Raw genomic sequence first — 23,431 nt, 5'->3', positions numbered from 1 at the left:
GATGCAATATCGGAATCAGACCCTTGAACCCCTCATCGCCTAGAATTAAACCAGTCCAACTTTCGGGGGCCAGTTCAGAATTTCCAGCTAGGAGGGGATTTCTACGTTTGAAGGGTAGCGCGCCAGGCTAGAGAACCATTGGCGCCACGATGACGCCGACGATGGCGGCGTTGAGCATATTAGTAAGGAAGCCGCCGAAGAGCGCGCGTGGGCCAAGCTTGGCCACTTCACCGCGGCGCTCCGGAATGAGGCCGCCGATAGAGCCAATCTGAATACCAATGGAGGACAGGTTGGCAAAGCCAGCGAGGGCGAAGGAGGAGATCAAGATGGCCTTATCGCTGAGCTCATCGACGCTTTCACCAAAAGCGGTGTAGCCAACGAACTCGTTGAGGATGGTCTTTTGGCCGATGAAGTTACCCACCTCGAGGGCCTCGTTCCACGGCGTACCGATAAGCCAAGCCACGGGGGCGAAGATGATGCCGAAGAGGCCTTCGAGCGACCAGTTATCTTGGCCGAAGAGAGAACCGATGCCGCCGAGGATGGCAGAGAGCATCACAATCGTCGCGATGAAGGCGATGAGCAAGCAAGCAACCGAGATGGCGATCTTACCGCCGGCCATGGCACCGCTACTGATGGCGTCGATGATGTTTTTGGATTCGGTATCGCGGACGTCTTTTACGGTGGCGTCGAGGTTCGTCTCTTCCGTCTCTGGCATGAGGCCCTTGGCGACGAGCAGGGAGCCCGGCGCATTCATGAGCGATGCGGCGAGCAAGTACTCCAGGGGCGCGCCCAAGAGGGAGTAGCCGATCAACGTGGATCCGGCCACGGAGGCAAAGCCACCGACCATACAGGTATAGAGCTCGGAACGGGTGAGCTTGGGCAGGTAGGGCTTAATCACCAGTGGGGCCTCGGATTGCCCGAGGAAGATGACGGTGGTGGCCCAGACCGATTCCACTTTGGAGGTACCCATGAGCCACTTGATGGCGGATCCGACGTATTCCACGAAGTACTGGATAACCCGGAGGTAGTACAGGGCAGCGATGATGGCGCCCAAGAAGATGATCACGGGTAGCACGTTGAGGGCGAAGACGAAGTCATCACCGAAGAGTCCGCCGAAGACGAATTGGGTGCCCTCGTTGGTAAATTCCGTGAGCTTAGTCAGCCCATTGGCGACGCCCTTGAGGGCTTTGAATCCAGGATCCCACGCGAGGACTAAGAAACAGAAGACCACCTGCAGGACAAGGCCCACACCAATGGTGCGCCACTTGATATTTTTACGCGAGCTCGACAGGACGTAGATCACTGCAAGAATGGCAATGATGCCGAGCAATCCTTGTAAGCGTTCCATATTTTCTGACCGTTCTTTGAAGGGAATTTTTAGTTAGAGTGACTCTGGGCCAAAGGAATGGGGGAGGATCTCGGCAAAGTCATGGCTACGGGGCTTTCCATCTACGGAAACGATGACGCGCTCGCAGTTAAACTCCCGCAGGACCTGGCGGCAGGCGCCACAAGGGTAGCAAGGTGCAGACTTTAAGCCGATAATAGCGACGGCTTTAATCTGCGGAATGCTGGGCAAGTGGCCATCGGTAGCCGTCACGTCGGCGGTGGTGACCATGTGGGCGGCGGCATTGCGCTCGGCGCAAATGCCTAGCGGGCTGGAGGCGTTTTCGACATTGGAGCCGGTGACAATGCGGCCATCGGCAAGCAGCAAAGCCGCACCGACTGGGAAAGAGGAATAAGGCGCCCAGGCGTGGTGGGCTGCTTCTTCTGCGAGGCTGAGCAATTCGGCATCGGTAGGGGGCGAATCCGGGGTGGCGTTCATTGCGGTATGGACTTTCTTTCTACGGGTGAAGAGAGATTGGGTTAATCCTCTATTAGAACAAAAAGAAAAATACTCATTGACATCTGTTCTATAGGGAATAATAATTGGACGTGGTGGAGTGTACAACCACTATATATAGTGTGGTAAATCACATCATGTGCTTGTATGTTTCGGTGTCCAAATCATTACAGGAGGAGTCGTCATGGCTGAGAAATTCGATGCGGTAGATGTTATTCGTACCAAGCGCGACAAGGGGGTATTTAGCCCGGAGGAAATCGACTGGGTCATCGATGCCTATACGCGCGGGGTCGTGGGCGATGAGCAGATGGCCGCACTCAACATGGCGATCTTCCTCAACGGCATGAACCGCGAGGAAATCTCGCAGTGGACTAAGGCGATGATTGCCTCCGGTGAGACGATGAGCTTTGAGTCTTTGTCTAAGAAGACCGCGGACAAGCACTCCACCGGTGGCGTTGGCGATAAGATCACGCTGCCGCTCGCGCCTCTCGTTGCCGCCTTTGGCGTGGCGGTCCCGCAGCTTTCTGGCCGCGGCTTGGGCCACACCGGTGGCACCCTGGACAAGCTGGAAGCCATCCCGGGCTGGCAGGCGGATATTTCCAATGAGCGATTGATGGAAATCCTGGAGGATCCGGGCTGCATCATTTGCGCGGCAGGCTCTGGACTAGCGCCCGCGGATAAGAAGATCTATGCCCTGCGCGATATCACCTCCACCGTTGAGGCCATTCCGCTTATTGCTTCCTCCATCATGTCGAAGAAGATCGCGGAAGGTACCTCGTCGCTGGTCCTCGATGTCAAAGTGGGCTCCGGCGCCTTTATGAAGGATGAGACCTTAGCCCGCGAGCTGGCACAGACCATGGTGGACCTGGGCAATGATGCCGGAACCGCCACCACTGCACTGCTAACGGATATGTCCACCCCTTTGGGCCGCAAGGTGGGCAACGCGCTCGAAGTTGAAGAATCCGTCGAGGTCCTGGCCGGCGGCGGGCCAAGCGATGTCGTCGAGCTGACCCTTGCACTTGCGCGCGAGATGCTGGAAGCAGCTGGCGTGCACGATGCCGACGTGGAAAAGGCGCTCAAGGATGGCCGCGCTATGGACAAGTGGAAGCAAATGATTAAGGCGCAGGGCGGCGACCCAGACGCCAAGCTTCCTGTGGCGACGCATACCCACGATGTCATTGCTGAATCCGATGGCTACCTGACCGAACTCGATGCCCTGTCCGTCGGTGTAAGCTCCTGGCGCTTGGGCGCGGGCCGTGCGCGGAAGGAAGACCCAGTACAGGCGACCGCGGGCATCGAATTGCACGCAGTCAAGGGTGAGAAGGTATCTAAGGGGCAAAAGCTTTTCACCCTGCACACGGAGACTCCGGAGCGCTTCGAGCGTTCCCTCGAGACTTTGCAGCAGGGCTTTAAGATTACGGACGCCCCGCTGGATAAGGAGCGCCAGATCATCCTGGACCGCATTGGTTAAATCAGGATTAACGGAAGCGCAATCGACCCGATGATGATGAGTGCTATGACGGCGAGGAAGACCTTCGCCTGCCACGTGGCGTAGTTGAAGGAGACTCCGACGCCCAGGCGCTTGTCCACCAGCACCGCTGGGTCATCGGGATTGTAGTACAGGATCCCCCACTTATAATGCTCGTCATTATCGGGGGATTCTTTGTCGCTATCCGGAAATTTCACCCCGCGCAGCTGTTCCTCGAGCTGCGATTGGGCGCGCAGGATCATCGCCACGATGGCTATGGTGCCGCTAATGGTCATCACCACCATGGTGATAAAGGAGAGCCCAGCCAGATCTTGGTAGCCGGGTACCGGGCTGGTGATCTGTATAAACGACAGCCCGAGAGACATGAGAAGCAGCAGGGTGCCCATCGCTTCGTTGGAGGCTGCAAGGTTTGCTTGATTCCGCAGCCGTGCCATGATGGAGCGCTCCGAGCGTGGCTGAACCGCGGTGCGTTGGATAAGCCAGCAGATGCCGGCGAAAAGCAGCCACACTCCCAGCCCGATGAATGTGATGAAAAAGACGCTGCCGATGGACTTGTCGCTCCAGCTATCCGGCTCCATAGAATCATCCCAGTGCACCGGAACGGGATCGGGGATATCGGACCAGTGGGCAGCGACGATGAGCGCGCCGGCGATGATGACCAACAAGGAACCTAGCATGGTGAGCCAGGGAAAAGATGGGGTTGGTACATCAATATCCTGCACAGCGTCGGCGTCTCGCCCCGCTACTCGGGCACTGACCGCGGTTTCTACCCCGTCGAACCAGCCACCGTCCTTCTTAGCCGCGATGATGTGGCGGCGCTGCGAGAGATAGGCCCACGTGCTGCCGATAATGACCAACAGGGAAGACAAGGCCGCCACCCATGAATGGTTAACGTAGAAAAGCGAGATAACCGTCGCGGCGATGCCCACAATCCACGTCCGGGTTTTGAAACCGGAAATTGCGTCGACCACAACCGGATCAGAAAGGTGGCTTTGGGGAACGCGAACGCCCAGCGGGGCACCTTGTGCCGCCAGCGCCGGGATTGTGGTCATTATCCACGTAATGGCCAGCGTGGTGGCGGCCATGAGGATGGTGAGAATCATGATAGCTCCTTCAGTGTGGAGTCGAGATAGCCGTGGAGCTCATCGGTGGAAAAGCCCTGGGCGCGGGCAAGCGCCGCCACGCGGTGAAGGCGTTGCCGTACCTGCTGTTCTTGCGCCGCGGTGTGCGCGCCGGGTCGAACGATTGACCCCGACCGGCCCGCAGTTTCGACGAGGCCATCAGCCACGAGCAGGTCATAGGCGTGTTTCACGGTGGCTGGGTTGATGCCAATATCCGCGGCGACATGGCGCACGGGATCGAGCTTTTCGCCAGCAAGCAGTTGCCCGCGGGCGATGGCCAACACGAGTTCATCGTGAATTTGCTGGAAGACCGGCACATCCGTGTCAGGGTTGAGAGTGATGAGCATGAGCTACCTCCTTCCACTATTTTTGTGCTACTAATAGTAGCACAATCTGTGTCAGTAAAAGTAATACAGAATGGAGGCTAAGATACCTAGATATGAACCTGCGAGGTTAAGTTGAGTTCCTTGCAGAAACCCTCATCATGGCTGACCAGCAGGTACGCACCCTCGTAGGGCTCAAGGATTTGCACGAGCCACTTTATGGTGGTGATATCCAAATTATTGGTGGGCTCATCGAGTAGGAGAAATTGTGGGCTGGGTTCGGCTAATAGGACCCGGGCAAATTCCGCACGGAAGCGTTCGCCGCCGGATAGCTGGCCGGTGCGGCGGTGCACTTGGTCATCGCGAAATAGTAGCTGTGCCAGTTGATCGCGGAGGAATTGTGGGTGAGCAGTGGGATTGGCCTCCGTGACCATTTCTAAGATTGTGCGATCTTCCGGCAAGGTGATTTTCTGCCGCAAATATCCACAGTCCAAGCTGTACTCAACGTCACCGCGCGCAACCTTATTAAGAAATGTGGTTTTCCCGCTGCCATTTGGTCCCATAAGGCGTACATGTTCAGGGCCGGTTAAGTCCACGATGCTGCTGGTGAGCACACGTGTGCCATTGGGCAACTGCGTGCCTGGGAGATCGAGGTGGACGTGTTCGTCTGGGCGGATCTTATTTTGTGCAGCTTGATAGGCGTCAAATGCTTCCTTCACCGACCCTGATGCCTGAGCTGAGCGCTTAGCCGCGGTATTTTGGGAGCGATTCTTGTCGTTTCCCATTGCTAGCCCGGGTTTCCGGTTGTTGTGGGAAAAGGCTTTGCCGCGGCGCTTATCCCTGGAAATGCGCACTTGCATCGCTTCGCGCTCGCGCACTTGCTTGCGGTGTTCGGCTTTGGCCTCGCGAGTTTCTGCTTCAGCAACGCGCTGTTCGTTCCCTATCGCCTCCCGGTAAGCGTGATAATTTCCGGAAAATATTCTCAAATTTCCCGCGTAGAGCTCTGCAATGTACTCGACATGGGAGAGTAGGTCTAGGTCATGAGAGATGACAACCATGGGGGTAGAAGAGCTGGAAATAAGCTCAGTGACCTTGGACTTTCCTTCCGCGTCCAGGTTATTGGTTGGCTCATCGAGGATGACAAAGTCCGGGTGATCAAAAAACGCGGCGTTTAACGCGATGGTCACCGCTTCGCCCCCGGAAATCGTGCCGATGGTGCGATCTAGTGGGTAGGGGATGCCAGCATTATGAAGGCACGCATGAATCCTGTCTTCGATATCCCAGTCGGTGCCAATAATCTTCAGCAGCTCCTCGGAGTAATTTCCCGCTTCTAGTGCGTGGAGCGCGGCAATCGTTTCCGCTGCGCCAAAAACGTCGGCGATGGTTAAAGAGTCATGTAGACCAAGATCTTGGTCTAGGTACGTGACTTCTGGTGCCGAGAATGTGCCCGAGGATGGTGCGATCTGGTGGGACAGGACCTTAGCAAGGGTTGATTTTCCGGATCCATTATCGCCAATCATCCCAGTAACCGAGTCAGGGATTGTTGCGGAAAGTTGAGAAAAGCAGGGAGTGCCGTCTGGCCAGGACAGGCTGAGTTGAGAAAGAGAAATCGGCATGAAGAATCCACCTTTAAAGAACGAGTGTGCAAGGGACGTCATACTAGGCGGAAATCTTCATAGCACTTAACGATAGCAGCTGTGGTGCAGAACACAAGGCCTTCGTTGAAATTTATCTCCTGCAGGCCTTGGACGCCTGCAGGAGATTGGGGCCAGATTAAAAGCGGCGGAAGAACTTATCCGAGGTGAGTTCCTCGAAGCCAGGTAGTGGCGTGGTGGACGCGATGCCGGGGGCGGTTTGCTCGGCCGCGAGGTCTATAGCGTTGGCAACGAGCAGGTCGTGGGCACGGGAAGCCTCGTCGCTGGTGCCGTCGGTGCCGTCGGTGGCGACGATGAGCTCTGGGATGTCCTCGGGATCGAAGGGGGTGAGCCAAGTGGCATCGTCAAGCGGGTCAGCATCCGGATCGCCGAGGAAGGCTGGGCCCTTCGTTGCGGCGGGGTAGTAGCGCAGGAGCGCGGCTCCCACGGGTTCTATGGTTGGATCTTCGTTGGCGGCAAGGGGCAAGGCGATGACGCCGCCATCGACGATGGGGGACCAGTCTGCGATGTAGGAAGGGAAGAGGCCCGCAAGGTAGTCGCGGTCCTCTTCCTTGGCCAAGCGAACACCAAGAGAAGAATCAGTCATTCTTCCAGGTTAGCTGGCACGGTTACTTAATTTCCAGCAGCTGCGCGCCCTTGGTGGTGGACGCGCCAGCCTCGACCGCCAGGCCGGTTACGGTGCCGGACTTGTGGGCCTTGACGGGGTTTTCCATCTTCATGGCCTCTAGGACCATGACGATATCGCCCTCTTCTACCTCTTGGCCCTCTTCCACGTTGACCTTGATGACTGTGCCCTGCATCGGTGCGGTTACGGCATCACCGGACACTGCGGCCTTGGCACCGGCACCCTTGCGCTTTTTCCGCTTGCGCGCGCCGGTAATGCCAAAGGTGGCGGGCAGGGCCACCTCGATGCGGCGGCCATCGATTTCCACGGTGTGGACCTGGGAGGCCTCGGGCGCGCCGGCTTCCGCATCGGTGGAATCATCATGCGGCGTCAGCTGGTTATCCCAAGCCTCCTCGATCCACTTGGTGTAGACATCGAAGGAACCATTTTCCGCGGTAAAGGCGGGATCGGCGACGATGGCTCTGTCAAAGGGCAGCACGGTGGGCAGGCCCTCAACCTGGTATTCAGACAGGGCGCGGGCGGAGCGGCGCAGGGCGGTTTCACGGTCTGGGCCCCAAACAATCAGCTTGGCCAGCATGGAGTCGAATTGCCCGCCGATGACCGAGCCCTCGATGACGCCCGAATCCACGCGCACGCCCGGGCCGGCCGGCTCGGAGTACTTGACGATGGTGCCTGGGGCCGGCATGAAACCGGCCGCGGCGTCTTCGCCGTTGATGCGGAATTCAAATGCGTGCCCGCGCGGTGCGGGATCCTCGCTGAGCGAAAGCTCTTCGCCCTGCGCAATCCGGAATTGCTCGCGCACGAGGTCCAGCCCGGTGGTTTCCTCAGAAACGGGGTGCTCCACCTGCAGGCGGGTATTGACCTCGAGGAAGGAAATCAGGCCATCGGCACCGACCAAATACTCCACGGTGCCGGCGCCACAGTAGTCAGCCTCGCGGCAAATGCGCTTGGCGGATTCGTGGATGGAGGCGCGCTGCTCCTCGCTTAGGAAAGGCGCCGGTGCTTCCTCTACGAGCTTTTGGAAGCGGCGCTGCAGGGAGCAATCACGCGTGCCGACGACCACAACATTGCCGTGCTTATCCGCCAAGACCTGGGCCTCAACGTGGCGGGCCTTATCGAGGTAGCGTTCGACAAAGCACTCGCCGCGGCCAAAGGCAGTGGTGGCCTCGCGGGTAGCGGATTCAAAAAGCTCCGGAATCTCTTCAGTGGTGTGTGCCACCTTCATGCCGCGGCCGCCGCCACCAAATGCCGCCTTGATGGCTACGGGCAAGCCGTGCTCATCCGCGAAGGCCTTGACCTCGTCTGCGTTGGCTACCGGGTCCTTGGTGCCGGGGGCCATGGGGGCTTCGGCCCGCTCGGCGATGTGGCGGGCGGTGACCTTATCGCCCAACGTGCGGATGGATTGGGGAGGCGGTCCAATCCAGATCAGTCCGGCATCGATAACCGCCTGGGCAAAATCGGCATTCTCGGACAAGAAACCATAGCCGGGGTGGATGGCATCCGCGCCGGATTTGTGGGCGGCATCCAGAATCTTGTCAAAGACAAGATAAGAATCCGCAGAGGTAGAACCGCCGAGGGCAAAAGCTTCATCTGCCAGCGTGACGAATGGTGCCTGCGCGTCCGGCTCGGCATAAACGGCGACTGAGGAGATCCCGGCATCGCGAGCAGCACGAATAACGCGTACGGCGATCTCACCTCGGTTCGCTACGAGAACCTTGGAGATCTTCTTGGTTTCTACTGCCACGGCAGTAACCTCCTGAATACACTTCGTTCACTACGGGATCTATTGTTGCACACCAAAAAATAAAGTCGTCCGTTTAGCAATGATCGTTACGTTTAAACAAAAATAAACCCACATCGCCGTGATGTGGGTATTTATTAGCCCAACGAAAATCTACTTTTCAATCGGCATATTGACCATGTTGCCCCACTCGGACCATGACCCATCGTAGACCTGCGCCTTTTTAAAGCCCAAAAGGTAGGTGAGCACGAACCACGTGAACGCGGCCTGCGCGCCCACATGGGAATACAAAATGGTGTGGGTATCAGGCTCCAGCATGCCGTAGTTGACCTTCAGGTCATCAACGTTGCGGAAACAGGAGTTGGGGTACGTCGCGCGATCCCATTCCAAGTTGATTGCGCCCGGAATGTGTCCGTGGCACATGGTCGTGCCATAAGGCGAGTTTCCATTCGGGTCGAACTCCGTCGCCTCACCCGCGAATTCTTCCGGCGGCCGGGTATCAACCAGGGAGCCGGTTGCTTCGCGTACGTCGGCGACAAAGGCGCGCAGGAGGGAATCGTCTCGGGTTACCTCGGGATAGTCGGACTCGGGGAATTCTGGGACCATGAAGGAGGTATCGCGCTCTTCTGACATCCACGCATCGCGCCCGCCATCGAGGAGGCGAACGTCCTTGTGGCCGAAGAGAGTAAACACCCACAGTGCGTAGGCCGCCCACCAATTGGACTTATCGCCGTAAAGGACAACGGTATCATCCTCGTGGATGCCCTTTTCCCGCATCAAGCGGGTAAATTCCTCACCGTTGATAAAGTCACGCGTCAGCGAGCTCAACAGCTCAGTACGGAAATTGATCCGCGTCGCCGTGGGAATGTGTCCGATATCGTACAAAAGGGAGTCTTCATCGACCTCGATGACGCGTAACCCTTTAATGCCCAGGCGCGCGGACAGCCACGGAGCGGAGACAAGCCGCTCTGGGTGCGCATATTGCTGGAATGGGGGATAGGGGTCTACTTCTGCCACTGCCCGCCTACCTTTCTAATAAAACTATATTTTTCGCTCCCACCACTTTAACTCGAATTTTCCCGATTTATCACTTTGGAGTAGTGAAAGTGGTTTTCCCTACATAATTCGTTTGGAATGAATTGACCGGTAGGAGCCGTGACGCTGCGATGGGGTGAGCCGCCTCGGAGATGGATAAATTTTGGGTTGACACTGTAACCTGCTTAGTGGCCCCACGAGTCAGTGTCGTGGGACACTTTCCTACCTACCCTGACTACAACTAAAAGGACCAGATAATGGCTGAAAACGACCGCATTTCTGACTCCCCTCAAAGCTTTACGCCCCGTGATTTTTCGGAACAACCCCGTCAGAACGCTGAAACTCCTGAATCTTCCGTTCCTGAATCACAGGACGAGCAGGCGCAGAAAAATGGTGGACAGGAGCCCCGTGCTCAGGAGACCAAAGAACCTGATACGTCTGCTGAGGATGCGGCTTCAACGCCTGGCAGCGACCAGCCTGCAGATGCTGGTTCGGACAAGCCCGGCCCCCAGGATTCTCAATCGTCCGCAGCAGGTGCAGAGTCCGCATCGCACGACTACAAATCTGCTGCTGGTTCGGAGCCCTCGTCCGCAAACTCCGCAGAAAATAACCACCGGCCTGCTAACGATGCTGGGCCAGACGCTGGGTGGGGCACGGGACAACAATCACATGAGGAATCGGCTGCAGGTGGGTACAACCCGCAGGCAGGTTCTCAACCAAATTATGGTCAAGCCCCGCAGGGCACAGAGGCCCCTCAAAGCTATGGGCGAGCAGCTGGACAGAACAAGCGTGGATTCGGGGCAGCGATAAAGAGCCTGGGTGGCAAAAATGGCCTCTTAGGGGGGATTTGGGAATTTGAATTTAAAGATTTCATAACCCTGACCCATGTGAAGGCGATCTACATGGTCGCTATGGTGATATGCGGAATTTGCTGGGCTCTCAATGTTCTTGGGGCGTTTAGCCTAGGAACTATCGTCGGTATAAATGGAATTTCGGACGGCGAATTTGGTTATGTTCTCCTCAGCTTTATCGGATTTATCGTCTTGGTCCTACTAGCTACCGTGCTCTTCTATATTAAAATGGTGGTTATAAGGCTCATCTTGGAAGCTTTGGTGGCAAACGTCCGCACAGCGCAAAACACCGGAGACTTATTGGATAAGCAGTCTTTGGATAAAAACTAGGTGCTAAGGATTGTGCCTGAAACTCCTATCAATAAGGACCCCGCGGCAATCCGCGGAGTCCTTATTATGTGGCGTGCGAAGACGAATGGAATACGGCAAATCCTATGGCCTAGGCATAAGAACTGAGCACGAACGTCAAATGCTCGTACAAGAAATCATTGGATAGGTCAATATCGCCTGAGACAGGTTCCGCCGAGTCACCATCAGCCTGAAGGCGCACGGTGTGATGCGCGGTGATCCCCGCGGACGTAGTAATCGAGCGCTCTGTCCACGTGAAGGCGGCCGCATCGTCTGAGACGCGGCTGGCCTTGGAACCTGGATCGAATTTGGTGGCTTCGTCGGTGGGCTTTTCGGTCCCCGTGTGGTTGTGTCCCGAGGCTTCAGGTGTGTTGGGAAAATTCGGGTTTGGTCGATACTGGTGGGGCTACTCGTCATCCGCGTCACACGCTGCCAGCCTAAGTGGCAGCGCCGCAACGAGGAGCGTTAGCAGTGCAACGGCAGTGCTAACTAGCCTTTAGTATTTTTACTGGTCCTAGTCGAGCAGCTGGGCGACGCTATCGGGGTCGGCATCGGAAAGCATCTGGCGGATGCGGTCGTATTCATCATCCTCACCGATGGCCTTGGCGGCGCGTCCGAGGGCAGCAATCGCGCGCAGCACACCCTGGTTGGGCTCGTGGGAGAAGGGGACCGGGCCCCAGCCCTTCCAGCCGTTGCCGCGCAGGCGGTCTAAGCTGCGGTGGTAGCCGGTGCGGGCGTAGGCATAAGCGGTGATGAACTCGTTGGGGTCTGCGCCCTCGAGCTTGGCGAGCTCCTGCTCCGCGAGCATGGCCCACAGCAACGGGGAATCCGGGTGGTCTACGATGCCGGCGGCAGGTGCGGCCGCGTCCTTGGCGCCGGGATCGGCGGGCAACTTAATAGGTTCTGGGGCAAGCATGTCTTTCATTTCCATAAGACACACTCTAGCGATGCTCGTGCGGGCCTACCAGAAATCAGAAACGTTAAGCCCAAAAGAGTAGAGCGCGCGGCGCACCACCGGTAGGGACAGCCCAATGACAGAGGAGGGATCGCCGTCGATACTATCGATAAACCAGCCACCCATGGCCTCCAAGGTAAACGCGCCCGCGCATTCTAAAGGCTCGCCGGTGCGGGCGTAGGCCTCAATATCGGTGGCAGAAGCCTCTGCGAAGCGGATGGTCGTGGTGGAGGTTTCCACGTGGCGCTGCGTGCCAAAAATCAGGCAATGGCCGGTAAGCAGTTGCGCGGTGCGGCCTGCTTGTTGGTGCCAACGCTCGATGGTGGCTTCGACGGTGTGCGGTTTGCCCTGCAAGTGGCCATCCAATAGCAGCATGGAATCGCCGCCGATAACCGGCTCGTCGGGGTACTGGGTGGCTACCTTCTCGGCCTTGGCGGAGGCCAGTGCCGCCACGGTATCGGCAGGCGAGTGCCCCGCCAACTGGTTTTCCAGGGCGCGCTCGTCAATATCGGCGGGCTCGAGCACCGGTTCCACCCCGGCCCCGCGCAGGATGGCGGCGCGCGAAGGCGATTGCGAGGCCAGAATGAGGCGCATTAGTAATACCGCACGGTGTGGAAGGCAGATGGATTAAAAACGCGCTGCGCGCCGTAGTGGTCGAAACGCTCACCGGGCCTGCCCCAGTGGTTGCGATCCCCAAAGGCGCCGGAATGGTCCTTTTGCATCTGCTTGAGCACCGTCGATAGCGCGGCGCGCTCTTCTTCCGTGGGGTTTCCCTTCAGGACTTTGATTTCGGGTTCAGACATCTTTTCCTAAACAGTTCCGTGCTTCTTTGGTACCTGTGCCACGACCTTGCGCTCTAGTAGGCGCAGACCTTCAACCAGGTAGTGGCGTGTAGCGGAAGGCTCGATGACATTATCGGCCAGCCCGCGCTCGGCGGCGGCGTAGGGGTGCAAGAAGAGCTCGTCCATTTCTTCCTGCTTGTCCGCATCGCCGTAGATGGCCAGCGAGGTCTGGGCCGCCTCGGCGACGGCGATTTCCGCGGTCGGCCAGGCATAGACCAAATCCGCGCCCAGATCCTTGGACCCCATAAACGCGTAGGCCGGGCCAATGGCCTTGCGGGTGACCACCGTAAGCTTGCCGACGCTCGCCTCCGCCTGCGCATACGCAAACCCCGCCGCCCGGCGCAGGAGACCGGCCCTTTCTTCTGCCGGGGTGGCAACGAAACCGGGCGAGTCCACGAATTCGATGATCGGGGTATTAAAGGCATCGCACAGACGCACAAAGCGCGCCGCCTTTTCCGCCGCGGCAGAATCCAACGCGCCGCCAAGCGATAGCGGCTGGTTGGCAACGATGCCCACAGCGCGGCCATCCACGAAGGCAAAGCCTGTGATGATATTGGGCGCGGCCTCGGCCGAAAGCTCAAAGAAGGAGCCCTTATCGACGACCGCGTTGACCACCTCGCGCATGTCATAAGCATCCGCTGCTGAATCCGGAATAACGGAATCCAGATCAAACTCGGCGACCTCGCGCGTATCGATGCGCGTTGCCTCGGCGCGGTTATTAGCCGGCAGGTAAGCCAGTACGTCGCGAACTAGCGCGAGGGCTGCCTGCTCGCTCGGGGCGCTGAGCTGCGCGGTACCGGACTGGGCGTGGACTGCGGCACCACCAAAGGTTTCCGGTTCTGCTTGGGCCACGTCGCCGGCTGCCTGGTGCAGGCTGGTGCCGTGGGTGACAATGAGGACATCGGCAAGCGTGGGTGCAAATGCCGCAATGCCGCTGGTATCCCCGGCCACCACGGAGATCTGCGGGATCAGACCGGAGGCCTCGGTCGCGCGGGCGAGGATGCGGGCATAGCCGGCCAGCGTAACGATGCCCTCTTGTACGCGCGGGCCGGTGGAATCATAGATGCCGACGATGGGCACGCCGGTTTTCAGCGCAAGGTCATAGACCTTGGTGAGCTTTTCCGCATAAACCTCACCCATCGTGCCGTCAAAGACGGTGGCATCCTGGCTGAAGATGCACACGCGACGCCCATCAATCGTGCCGTAACCGGTCACGATGCCATCGGTGTACGGGCGATCGTGCTCGCGGCCAAAGTCGGTGGAGCGGTGGCGGGCTAGTGCATCGGTTTCTACAAAGGAACCCTCATCGAGCAGCTGATTCACGCGAGTGCGGGCGGCTGGCTCGCCTTCCCCCAACGGCGCGCGGGACTCGGCGAGCTTGTTGTCCAGGTCCTCAATCTTGCCAGCGGTGGTCTTCAGGTCAGTCATAGGCGCTGAGTTTACTAGTGGAAGGCCAAAGATGCGGAAATCGTGCGGTTTGGGCATCGTCACAGTGTCGGTGGCGGCACGCTATCGGTGCGGCATTAGCGCGACCGGAGTATCTGCCGGGCATTAGAAAATATTAGCTCCCCTTTATGGGGGTAAGGTTGAAATGTGTGGTGCAGCGTTCGTTACCGGTAAGGGGCGTTTTCCCACCGTAACGACGATAAATGCCATAAAGAGAGATAGCTGTAACTGTTGAGGAGCTATAACGAAGAGCTTAATATCAGCTGTGTCTTCATGAATTTTTCTCGTATCCTTAAACAACCACAAGGACGGTCTTCTGGTGATTTCAAAGGGACTGCGACTTGTCGCGCCGCTTGCCATCGCGATACTTCTCGCGCCCGCGGCACATGCGCGCGATATTCCCCCGATGCCACAGGCATATCCCATTACCAACCTCTATAAAAGCTGCAGCGCCGCCGGAGATAACACCGAACGCGAATGGCGGTTTGCTGAAACAGGACGTCGCTACATGAGCGACGGAACCTTGCAATTCAAAAACACCACTGACCAGGAGGTGCCGTACACCGCAGAGGTAGAAACCGGCACCAATCACGAAATTGATGCCAACTCCAAGGCCAAGTTGCCTTCTGGTTGGGACACCACCGCCAAATCCGATATTGGCCTAAAAATGGCCAATGGCTGGCGAGATAAAGAAACCTTCGGGCCCGTCAAACTCAAGCCGGGTGAATCCTTCCGCGTGGAATACGGCGTGGTGGAAAAGGACTTTATTTCCATGTTCGTCGGCTGCAATGATGACCGCCTCGAAAACATTCCCGGCGCCAACGTCATCCGCGGTAAAGGCCCAGCAGAGCGCTATGCCTTTGCCTATATCATCAAGGCCGATGGATCCGTATCGGACCTGGCAATGGAAATTCCGTCTCGATCCGGCAGCACTAATTCTAAGCCCATCGAAGGTAGCTACACTGCGGTTTCCGGACCCAGCTTGGAAAAGATTGCTGATCCGAACAAAGACGAGATCATGCAACCAGCCGCTGAACCCCAACGCGATCCTGCTTGGCCCAAGGAAGGCGAAAAGTGCGAAGCCAACGATAACTCCTGGTATCCGCTGGATATCACCGCGGTGAAGCCAACCTTCCGCAAGCCCGGTTATTCCACCGACTTCCTCAACTGGTCTCAGGGCGACTATGAATTTGCTCCGGTAACGGACTTCGTGGTTGGTGCCCAGCACGATCCATATACCAATTGGCGAGGCAATAGGGGCGATATCCCTCAGGGCTGGCTCGAGTCCGTCGGTGCCATCAAGCGTGCCTACATGCCGGTCGGTACTGAACTCAAACATGTAAACCTTGCCCCCGGAGAGCGCGTTCGCGTGGAGTACGGCACCATCATGACCCGTATCAACTATCGCGAAGTGCACTGCGGAAAATCCGGCAAGTACGACCTCACCTCGAACTATAAACAGACCACCGCCCCGAGCGGGTTCTGGGCCGAAGCCACAATCACTTCCAAAGACGGCAGTACACGCACCGTAGACGTCACCCCTGACGAATACCGCGATCTGCCCGTACCCACCCAAACCATCTACTAACTACCTGCTAGGAGTACATCTCATGCGCATTTCCAAGATTGCGTCCACCACCGCGGCTTTAGCCGTTGCCGCCGGCGTATTCGCTGCCCCAGCCGCCAATGCATTGCCGCAGCGCGACCTGGGCCCAGCAAACCCCACCACGATTGGTGAACGTTGCGCCAATCCTGGCGATACCGGCCAGACCATTGATATTAAGCGCACCTATTTCGACGGTTCCGCCGGTACCTGGACCGTTTCCAACTACAACGACGAGCCGCTTCCCGTAACCCGCTCCATCAAGGAAACCAAGTCCAAGACCTGGAACGTTTCTGCTGGTGTGGACTTCAAGCTGTTGGATCTGATTCACTTCACCTTCTCCTCCAGCTACACCTCTAGCCAGACCTACGAGGTAGGCGAGCAGGTTGGCCCATACGATATCGCCCCGGGAAAGACTGCCGTGCTGAAGGCTGGTTGGGTAGTCTCTGACTTCGAGGGTCAAAAGACCGTGTGCGGTTCCGACCACACCTGGCAGGCCAATGGCGGTAAATTTACCGCAACTCTGCCCAAGGAACGCCACGTCGCAGTCTCCACCCGTGATAACAACGATTGGGGTTAAACCGTGAAGGTGAAGACCATCGCTAGTGCAATCGCAGCGCTGAGCTTGGTGGCCGTTCCCGTAGCCCATGCCTCTGACTTCGGCGGAGACTTTGAACTGCCCCAGCGCTGGAACGATGACTTTAAGCCCGGCACGCATTGCGCAACGCCGGGGGAGAACTCAACCTATGTCACCGCGAAGCGCCGCTGGTTCAAGCAAACCGATGCCGCAAGCGTGGCAAACCACAATGCTGAGCCGGTGCCGGTCAAACACACCGTATCCAAAGCGCGGACGGAAACCGTTGAGGTTTCCGGCTCCGTGCAGGGAGAGGGAGATTTGGCCAAGATCCTGACTAAGACCTACGGATTCAACTATGTAAGCGAACAACACTGGAAGATTAACCAGGTAGTTGGGCCATACACCTTGCCTGCAAATTCCCAAGGCAAGTTGGTGTGGGGCTTTACCATGCTGGATACCGATGGCCAGGATGTGCGCTGCAACCGAGATCAAGTATGGGAAACGGTAGGAAAACCATATTCGGCCACTGTCCCTGAAGCTCGCTATTCCGAGCTGCGCTTAGAAGACGCTCCGGACTGGAGTTAGTTCATCAGAAAATGAGCCCAGCCGCACCCTGTGAATGGGGTGTGGAGCTGGGCTCATTTTTGTGGCAGCTACGGTGCCTTATTAGAAGCGCATATTCCAAAGTGCATCCTCTGAAGTGCAGGGTCCTCTGCAACATTTGAGGAAGATTTGCGATATCTGAGGGCCGGGTTTGCTCAGTTATCGCAGTGGAGGATGCACAAATTGCAAAAGCAGGCCCATCCACCGGCAAGGCGGGCCCATCCACCGGCATGGCTGGCCGTGCAGCGGTCATGCCGGGCCAAAGACAGCCGCTCTAGGCCGGCAACCAGGCGTATCCGTAAGGCCCGAGCTCGACGGGGCCTAGGTCAACGGAGCGGTCGCTGAAATTGTGCAGGCACAACAGGTTGCCGCGCTGGTAACCGAGCACGCTTTCCTTACCGGTTTCCACTGGCTCGCAGGGTGCCGTTCCCAGGTCGGGGTGCGCGTGGCGCTCTGCAATCATGGTGCGCACGCTGTGCAGCAGGGAAGTGGCATCGTTGAGCTGGGATTCCACGGACGTGCCGCCGACGATGGGTAGCCGCGCTGGGGTGCGGGCGCTAAAGCCCGCGGTTTCGCTATCGTCCCACTGCATGGGGGTGCGAACGGCATAACGATCCGGCAATGAGGTGTCATCGAGCATGCCGATTTCATCGCCATAATAAATAAATGGCGCTCCCGGCAGGGTCATCAGCAGAGAAAACATCAGCTCCACCTTGCGGCGGTCCCCACCCATCAACGGCATGAGCCGCCTGGCGATGCCCACGTGCGCCCGCATGCCTTCCTCTGGCAGGTAGGTCTGATACATCAGCTCACGGACATCATCGTCAACCATTTCCAAGGTCAATTCGTCGTGGTTGCGCAGGAAGGTACCCCACTGGCAGCCCTCGGGCAGCGGTGGTAGTTGGTCGAGGATGTCGTAGACGGGGGTGGCATCGCCAAGCGCGAGCGCCTGGTACAGCCGCGGCATGACCGGGAAGTTGAAGACCATGTGGAAGCGGTTTCCGGAGCCGTAGAACTCCATGGTCTCCTTGGGCGGCTGGTTGGCCTCCGCAATGAGGACGGCCTCGGGATAGTGGGTATCCATAAAGGAGCGAATCTTTTCCACGAACTCCACCGTCTCCGGCAGGGATTCGCCGCCGAGCTCATCGCGCTCGAAGAGGTACGCAATGGCATCGAGGCGCAGGCCATCAAGGCCTTTGTCCATCCAGAAGGACAAGATATTAAAGACCTCGTCCTGCACGTCCGGGTTATCGTAATTGAGATCCGGCTGGTGGGAGTAGAAGCGGTGGAAATAATACTGCTGGCGCTCCTCATCCCAGGTCCAGTTGGAGGTCTCAACGTCCGTGAAGATGACGCGGATTTCGGGGTAGCGCTCGGGATCATCGCCCCAGACGTAGAAATCCCCAAACGGGCCATCCGGATCGGAGCGCGAGGCCTGGAACCACGGGTGGTCGGAGCTGGTGTGGTTGAGCGCCAGGTCCGTCATGATGCGCATATCGCGGCGGTGCAATTCCTCAACCAGTTCCTCGAAATCCGCCATCGTGCCGTAATCGGGGTGGATGGAGTAATAATCGGCGATATCGTAGCCGTCATCGCGCAGCGGAGAGGCATAAAACGGCGAGAGCCAGAGGCAGTCCACGCCCAACCACTGGAGGTAATCCAGCTTGTCGATGACCCCGCGCAGCGTACCGATGCCCTTATTTTCGGCCTCGTTATTGCCAGAGTCCTTAAAGGAGCCCACTAGGGCTTGATAGAAGACGGCGTTGTGGTACCAGCTCATTGCAGATCCTTTCTTTTTGCCCGCCACGCAAGGTAGGTCAGTGCGCACAGCGCGCCGGCCACTAGGCCGGGCCATACGGCGGGAGAGTCTTCAAATAGGTTCACCACGGCTTGGATGACCGCAAGACACGCGAAGAAGCCGAGGAATCCGAGGATCGAATCCCACAGCAGGGACCGGCGCATTAGGCCTTGACACCTCCTGCGGTAAGCCCAGCGACGATGCGGTGCTGGAAAATGAGCACCATGATGATAAGCGGAATGGTCACCAATGCACCAGCCGCCATGGTTGCGGCATAAGGGTACTCGAAGGCCGAGGGGCCAGAGAAACGGGCGATGGCCACCGTGACCGGCTCGGTCGCAGTCGTGGACAGCTGCTTGGCCAACATGAATTCATTCCACGTGGTGATAAAGGCGATGATCGCGGTGGTAAACAGTGCCGGTGCGGCCAGAGGCAGGAGGATGAGGCGGAAGGCCTGGGCACGTGAAGCGCCATCCACACGGGCAGCCTCCTCAAGCTCCCACGGCAGCTGCCGGAAAAAGCTGAGCAGGGTATAGACCGTCAGCGGCAGGGCGAAGGAGATATTTGGGATGATCATCGCGCGGTAGGTGCCGATCCACTCCAAGCGGCCAAAGAGCTGGAAGAGCGGAGTAACCAGCGCGATGGCAGGGAACATGGAGGCCGCTAAAATGATGCCGGTGACGATGCCCTTGCCGGGAAAGTCATAACGGGAGAGCGCATAGGCGGTAAATACGCCGACTAAGACGGCTACCGCGGTGGTCGCGAGCGAGATGAACAGCGAATTGCCCAGCGCGCCGAGGAAGTCATTGCCCTTATCCGTTGCGAGGGCATCGCGGAAATTATCGAGCGTGATATGCGTTGGCCAGGGCGTGGTATCAAAGGTGAATTCCTGGCTGCGCAGGGCGGTGACCACCATCCAATAAAAAGGGGCAAGGCCCCAGAACATGATGAAGATAATGCCCGCGTAGTGTCCGAATTTACGCATTATTTTGCACCCTTTCTGCCGGAGACATCCGCGCCGAGGAAGCGAATGAGGATGAAAGCAACGAAGAAGATGAGCAAGAAGATCAGGGTGGATAGCGCCGAGGCGGAATTGAAGTTACCTTGGCGCATATCTTCCACCACCAGCTGGGAAATGGTGGCGGTAGGGGAGTTAGAGGAGCTCGAAATCATGATGACGGGAAGGTCATACATGCGCAGCGCATCCAGGGTGCGGAAGAGCACGGCCACCATCAGGGCTGGGCGCACTAGCGGCAGGGTGATGCGGAAGAAGGTTTGGATGCGGTTGGCACCATCGACGCGGGCGGCATCGTAGACATCCTTGGGGATCATCTGTAGGCCAGCCAGGATGAGCAGGGCCATAAACGGTGCGGTCTTCCACACGTCTGCGATGATGACGGCAAAGCGCGCATAAAACGGGTCCGTGGTCCAGGCGATATTCGCGCCCAGCAAGGAATTGACTATGCCGTCCGGGGCGAACATGAACTGCCACAGCTTGGCCGTCACGGCGGTAGGAATGGCCCAGGGGATAAGCACGGCAGCGCGCACTAAGCCGCGGCCGCGGTACTCGCCGTTCATGATGATGGCCATGAACATGCCGAGGATGGTTTCTAGGGCGACCGTGACCACGGTGAAAAACAGCGTGATTTTTACGGCAGGCCAAAAGTCGGTGGCGATAACTCCGGGCGGGCACGTCGTGATTTCACCCGCACCGGACACACAGCGGTTATTGATCCAGTACAGGTAATTGTCTAAGCCGGCGAAACCGCCTTCTTCAAAGAGACCCGTTTTGGGGTTGAGCTGCCGGTTTCCCTGGAAAGACAGGATGACCGCGCGCACGATGGGATAGCCGATGATAATGCCCAGCACGATAAGCGCCGGGGCGATCAGCGCGGCCGGGTGCCCGAAATTGGCAAACCTGCTGGAGCTAGGGGTGCGCTTGGGCTTTTTCGATCGAGGGTGCTTCTGTTGCGTCGGCGAAGTGGTGACCACGGGAGTTCGCCTTTCTGATTCAGATGATTTCTAGTGCGCTAGATTCTATCCCCAACTGGGACGGGAAAACCACAAAGGGTGAGGCAGTGGCATATGCGCCTTCCTCACCCAATTGTGTACTAGCGGTTCGCTATATATTTCTCGCTTTTCAGCATGCTCCCTGCCCGTAGGATACGAGGTCCAGGGAGGGCTTCTTTAACCCTGCGAAGCAGAATCGATGGCCGCCTTCATATCGGAGGTGGCATCCTCGACGGACTTGCCATCGGTCAGCGCTGCATAAGCGTTGTCCTGAATGGCCTTAGAGATGGCGGAGTAGAACGGCGATACCGGGCGTGGTGCGGCGTTTTCCAGGGATTCCTTCAGCGCTGGCAGGTAGGGGAATTCCTCCTGCAACTGTGGATCATCGTAGATGGAGGAAAGAACCGGCGGGAAGGACTGCTCAGCAAAGGACTTCTGGTTCTCCTCATTGATGATGAAGTTCATGAAGTCCAGGGCGGTGCCCTTGTTCTTGGAATTGATGTTGATGCCGTTGTTGTAGCCGCCCAAGGTGGACACGCCAACGCCGTCCTTGCCCAGCGGTGCTTGGACCTCAACGTCGATGCCGGCATCTACGGCATTGGTGTACATGTAGGGCCAGTTCACTGCGAAGGCGGTCTTGCCTTCGGTGAAGGCCATGTTGGTCTCTTCCTCGGTGGCGGCGGTGGAGTCCTTGGAGATGATTTCGTCTTCATAAGCATCCACCATGGCCTGCAGGCCTTCCTGGGCTTCCTTGGAGTCGACGGTGGCATTGCCGTCATCGTCAAGCACCGAGCCGCCCCAGCCCTCCATGAAGCCGGCGGTGTTCAAAGCCAAGCCCTCGTACTGCTTGAGCTGCGTGGTTAGGCAATTCTTGCCGTCTTCCAGTGCCTTGCAGGCGGATTCGAGGTCAGCGAATTTCTCCGGGGTAGCGTCCGCGAGCTCAGTATTGCGGAAGAGGAGCTGGCCGTTGGTGTTTTGCGGGAGCGCATACAGCACGTCGTTGTAGGTGGCCGATTCCACGGTGGCGGGCAAGAGCTCCGAGGTATCGGTCTCGAAGTCACCGTTAAGCGGCTGGAGCCACTGGTTGGCGGCGAATTCCGCGGTCCAGACCACGTCGAGGGCCATGACATCGTAGTCATCATTGCCAGCCTGGAGGGACTGCACCAGGGTTTCGCGCTGGGCATCGGCCTCGCCCGCGAGCTCCTTGAGGGTGACCTTTTCATCCGGATTTTCTTCATTCCACTTATCGATGATGGGAGTGATCTTATCCGTGTCGTTCTTGCCCATGGCAAAGGTGATGGGGCCGTGGGAGTCAGCGCCGGAACCGGATGCGGAGCCATCCGCGTTATCTGCACCGTCGTCAGACGTGGAGCAGCCTGCCAGCGCCAATACTGCCGTGGTGGCGACTGTGGTGCGAATGAAGTACTTCTTCATGGGAATTCACCTTTCAGAAAGCTTGGGTGTTCCTTAAAAATAATTTACAAACACCGCGCGCAGAATAGATTTTGATTATTCACCTCTAAATGGGGGGTAATTTAGGAGGTGGAGATACGTCGCCCGGTTTCTGGGTCAAAGCGGTGTGCAGCGCTTGCATCAAAGGTCAATACAACCTCCTCACCGCGCTGCGGCGGGGTGCCTTCACACCGGGCCACGAACCGTGCGCTACCCACCGTGGCGTAGACAAAGGATTCGGAACCCAACTCTTCAACCAGGTCGACCACGCCGCGCAGTCCCTCAGCCCTTTCATTGAGGTACATGTTTTCCGGGCGCACACCCAGGCGCTCGCCGTTGTGGTCAAAGATATTCATTGCAGGCGAACCAATAAAGCCGGCGACGAACTCGTTGGCCGGTTCCGCATAAAGCTCGCGCGGCGGGGCAACCTGTTGCAATTCGCCATCTTTCAGCACCGCGACTCGGTGCCCCAGCGTCATGGCCTCGACCTGGTCGTGGGTGACATAGACCGTGGTGGTACCAAGTCGCTGCTGCAGGCTCGCAAGCTCCGTACGGGTTTGCACGCGCAGCTTCGCATCCAGGTTAGAGAGCGGCTCATCCATGAGGAAGGCCTTAGGGTTGCGCACAATGGCACGGCCCATGGCAACGCGCTGGCGCTGACCGCCCGAGAGGTCCTTGGGCTTGCGCTTAAGGAACTCGCTCAACCCCAGCATCTCTGCGGCTTCCTGGACCTTTTGCTTGATTTCAGCCTTGGGGAGCTTCGCCAGCTTGAGCGAAAAGCCCATGTTTTCTTCCACCGAAAGGTGCGGGTAGAGCGCATAATTTTGAAAAACCATCGCAATATCGCGATTACCCGGTTCAAGGCCCGTGACATCCGTATCATCGATGAGAATCCGGCCACTAGACGTTGGTTCAAGGCCGGCCAGCGCGCGCAGCGTCGTGGACTTGCCGCAGCCAGAAGGGCCCACCAAAACGAGGAACTCGCCGTCCGCGATTTCTAGGTCCAATTCCTTCACTGTGGGCGCCGCCGCGCCGGGGTAAGTGATATTTACCTTTTCAAAAGTGACCTTTGCCATGCGCAACACACTAGCACCACCAGCGGACGGTATCTTGGAAT

General features: G+C 57.9%; 23 protein-coding genes. 5 read left to right on the top strand and 18 right to left on the bottom strand.

The window, feature by feature from the left end; all coding sequences use genetic code 11:
- Positions 1 to 127: 127 nt before the first annotated feature.
- Complete coding sequence (locus ABRP98_RS02140) at positions 128 to 1,348, bottom strand: NupC/NupG family nucleoside CNT transporter (protein WP_349836597.1); 1,221 nt, start codon at positions 1,346 to 1,348, stop codon at positions 128 to 130.
- A 33-nt stretch (positions 1,349 to 1,381) separates the two neighbouring features.
- Positions 1,382 to 1,822 carry a cytidine deaminase gene (locus tag ABRP98_RS02135; RefSeq protein ID WP_502878778.1) on the bottom strand — a complete coding sequence of 147 codons (441 nt, stop codon included), beginning with the start codon at positions 1,820 to 1,822 and terminating at the stop codon, positions 1,382 to 1,384.
- Positions 1,823 to 2,024: 202 nt separating this feature from the next.
- On the opposite strand from ABRP98_RS02135, the gene ABRP98_RS02130 reads away from it, so the two are divergent.
- On the top strand, positions 2,025 to 3,311 hold the full coding sequence (locus ABRP98_RS02130; RefSeq protein WP_023028371.1) for a thymidine phosphorylase: 1,287 nt from the start codon (positions 2,025 to 2,027) through the stop codon (positions 3,309 to 3,311).
- Here ABRP98_RS02130 and ABRP98_RS02125 read toward each other — a convergent pair.
- The 6 genes from ABRP98_RS02125 to ABRP98_RS02100 form a co-directional block, all read right to left on the bottom strand.
- Entirely contained in the window at positions 3,308 to 4,432 is a 1,125-nt protein-coding gene (locus ABRP98_RS02125; RefSeq protein ID WP_349857192.1) for a DUF1648 domain-containing protein, read from the bottom strand. The genes ABRP98_RS02130 and ABRP98_RS02125 overlap by 4 nt on opposite strands.
- Positions 4,429 to 4,797, bottom strand: coding sequence for a GntR family transcriptional regulator (locus ABRP98_RS02120; protein WP_284849870.1), 369 nt, complete (start codon positions 4,795 to 4,797; stop codon positions 4,429 to 4,431). The genes ABRP98_RS02125 and ABRP98_RS02120 overlap by 4 nt, the downstream gene beginning before the upstream one ends.
- A gap of 86 nt (positions 4,798 to 4,883) precedes the next feature.
- On the bottom strand, positions 4,884 to 6,389 hold the full coding sequence (locus tag ABRP98_RS02115) for an ATP-binding cassette domain-containing protein (RefSeq protein WP_296090044.1): 1,506 nt from the start codon (positions 6,387 to 6,389) through the stop codon (positions 4,884 to 4,886).
- Between the two features lie 157 nt (positions 6,390 to 6,546).
- Entirely contained in the window at positions 6,547 to 7,014 is a 468-nt protein-coding gene (locus tag ABRP98_RS02110) for a hypothetical protein (RefSeq protein WP_296090042.1), read from the bottom strand.
- A gap of 22 nt (positions 7,015 to 7,036) precedes the next feature.
- Entirely contained in the window at positions 7,037 to 8,797 is a 1,761-nt protein-coding gene (locus ABRP98_RS02105) for an acetyl-CoA carboxylase biotin carboxylase subunit (protein ID WP_296090040.1), read from the bottom strand.
- Positions 8,798 to 8,947: 150 nt separating this feature from the next.
- Complete coding sequence (locus ABRP98_RS02100; protein WP_296090038.1) at positions 8,948 to 9,811, bottom strand: sulfurtransferase; 864 nt, start codon at positions 9,809 to 9,811, stop codon at positions 8,948 to 8,950.
- Between the two features lie 275 nt (positions 9,812 to 10,086).
- Between ABRP98_RS02100 and ABRP98_RS02095 the strand changes: the two genes are divergently transcribed.
- Positions 10,087 to 11,010, top strand: coding sequence for a DUF4282 domain-containing protein (locus ABRP98_RS02095; protein WP_296090036.1), 924 nt, complete (start codon positions 10,087 to 10,089; stop codon positions 11,008 to 11,010).
- A gap of 532 nt (positions 11,011 to 11,542) precedes the next feature.
- Here ABRP98_RS02095 and ABRP98_RS02090 read toward each other — a convergent pair.
- The 4 genes from ABRP98_RS02090 to ABRP98_RS02075 are packed head-to-tail and all read right to left on the bottom strand — an operon-like array spanning position 11,543 to position 14,253.
- Positions 11,543 to 11,959 carry a DUF3151 domain-containing protein gene (locus ABRP98_RS02090; protein WP_349857191.1) on the bottom strand — a complete coding sequence of 139 codons (417 nt, stop codon included), beginning with the start codon at positions 11,957 to 11,959 and terminating at the stop codon, positions 11,543 to 11,545.
- A gap of 30 nt (positions 11,960 to 11,989) precedes the next feature.
- Complete coding sequence (locus ABRP98_RS02085) at positions 11,990 to 12,577, bottom strand: Maf family protein (protein ID WP_349857189.1); 588 nt, start codon at positions 12,575 to 12,577, stop codon at positions 11,990 to 11,992.
- Positions 12,577 to 12,786: an acyl-CoA carboxylase subunit epsilon gene (locus tag ABRP98_RS02080; protein ID WP_284628984.1), complete on the bottom strand. Its 210-nt coding sequence runs from the start codon at positions 12,784 to 12,786 to the stop codon at positions 12,577 to 12,579. The genes ABRP98_RS02085 and ABRP98_RS02080 overlap by 1 nt, the downstream gene beginning before the upstream one ends.
- A gap of 6 nt (positions 12,787 to 12,792) precedes the next feature.
- Positions 12,793 to 14,253 carry an acyl-CoA carboxylase subunit beta gene (locus ABRP98_RS02075; protein WP_349857188.1) on the bottom strand — a complete coding sequence of 487 codons (1,461 nt, stop codon included), beginning with the start codon at positions 14,251 to 14,253 and terminating at the stop codon, positions 12,793 to 12,795.
- A 337-nt stretch (positions 14,254 to 14,590) separates the two neighbouring features.
- Here ABRP98_RS02075 and ABRP98_RS02070 point away from each other — a divergent pair, with 337 nt between their 5' ends.
- The 3 genes from ABRP98_RS02070 to ABRP98_RS02060 are packed head-to-tail and all read left to right on the top strand — an operon-like array spanning position 14,591 to position 17,036.
- Positions 14,591 to 15,859 (top strand): hypothetical protein, encoded by a 1,269-nt coding sequence (locus ABRP98_RS02070; RefSeq protein WP_349857187.1) that lies wholly within the window; start codon positions 14,591 to 14,593, stop codon positions 15,857 to 15,859.
- A 22-nt stretch (positions 15,860 to 15,881) separates the two neighbouring features.
- Positions 15,882 to 16,454, top strand: a complete 573-nt coding sequence (locus ABRP98_RS02065) for a hypothetical protein (RefSeq protein ID WP_284770082.1) — start codon at positions 15,882 to 15,884, stop codon at positions 16,452 to 16,454.
- Between the two features lie 3 nt (positions 16,455 to 16,457).
- Positions 16,458 to 17,036 (top strand): hypothetical protein, encoded by a 579-nt coding sequence (locus tag ABRP98_RS02060; RefSeq protein WP_284781831.1) that lies wholly within the window; start codon positions 16,458 to 16,460, stop codon positions 17,034 to 17,036.
- Between the two features lie 292 nt (positions 17,037 to 17,328).
- Here the strand turns inward: ABRP98_RS02060 and ABRP98_RS02055 are convergent, their stop codons facing one another.
- The 6 genes from ABRP98_RS02055 to ABRP98_RS02030 form a co-directional block, all read right to left on the bottom strand.
- Positions 17,329 to 18,834 (bottom strand): alpha-amylase family protein, encoded by a 1,506-nt coding sequence (locus ABRP98_RS02055; protein WP_349857186.1) that lies wholly within the window; start codon positions 18,832 to 18,834, stop codon positions 17,329 to 17,331.
- Positions 18,831 to 19,016: a hypothetical protein gene (locus ABRP98_RS02050; RefSeq protein ID WP_005281620.1), complete on the bottom strand. Its 186-nt coding sequence runs from the start codon at positions 19,014 to 19,016 to the stop codon at positions 18,831 to 18,833. The genes ABRP98_RS02055 and ABRP98_RS02050 overlap by 4 nt, the downstream gene beginning before the upstream one ends.
- Entirely contained in the window at positions 19,016 to 19,837 is an 822-nt protein-coding gene (locus ABRP98_RS02045) for a carbohydrate ABC transporter permease (RefSeq protein WP_349857184.1), read from the bottom strand. The genes ABRP98_RS02050 and ABRP98_RS02045 overlap by 1 nt, the downstream gene beginning before the upstream one ends.
- A complete protein-coding gene (locus ABRP98_RS02040) occupies positions 19,837 to 20,844 on the bottom strand; it encodes a carbohydrate ABC transporter permease (RefSeq protein ID WP_502878777.1) in 1,008 nt (335 codons plus the stop codon). The genes ABRP98_RS02045 and ABRP98_RS02040 overlap by 1 nt, the downstream gene beginning before the upstream one ends.
- A 195-nt stretch (positions 20,845 to 21,039) precedes the next feature.
- On the bottom strand, positions 21,040 to 22,296 hold the full coding sequence (locus ABRP98_RS02035; protein ID WP_349857183.1) for an ABC transporter substrate-binding protein: 1,257 nt from the start codon (positions 22,294 to 22,296) through the stop codon (positions 21,040 to 21,042).
- Between the two features lie 101 nt (positions 22,297 to 22,397).
- Positions 22,398 to 23,390, bottom strand: coding sequence for an ABC transporter ATP-binding protein (locus ABRP98_RS02030; protein WP_349857182.1), 993 nt, complete (start codon positions 23,388 to 23,390; stop codon positions 22,398 to 22,400).
- Positions 23,391 to 23,431 lie beyond the last annotated feature (41 nt).

This window comes from Corynebacterium sp. KPL2838 (assembly GCF_040225455.1).
GTDB lineage: Bacteria > Actinomycetota > Actinomycetes > Mycobacteriales > Mycobacteriaceae > Corynebacterium > Corynebacterium rhinophilum.
Note: the sequence above shows the minus strand (reverse complement) of the source record. Positions and strands in the feature narration are given on the sequence as shown.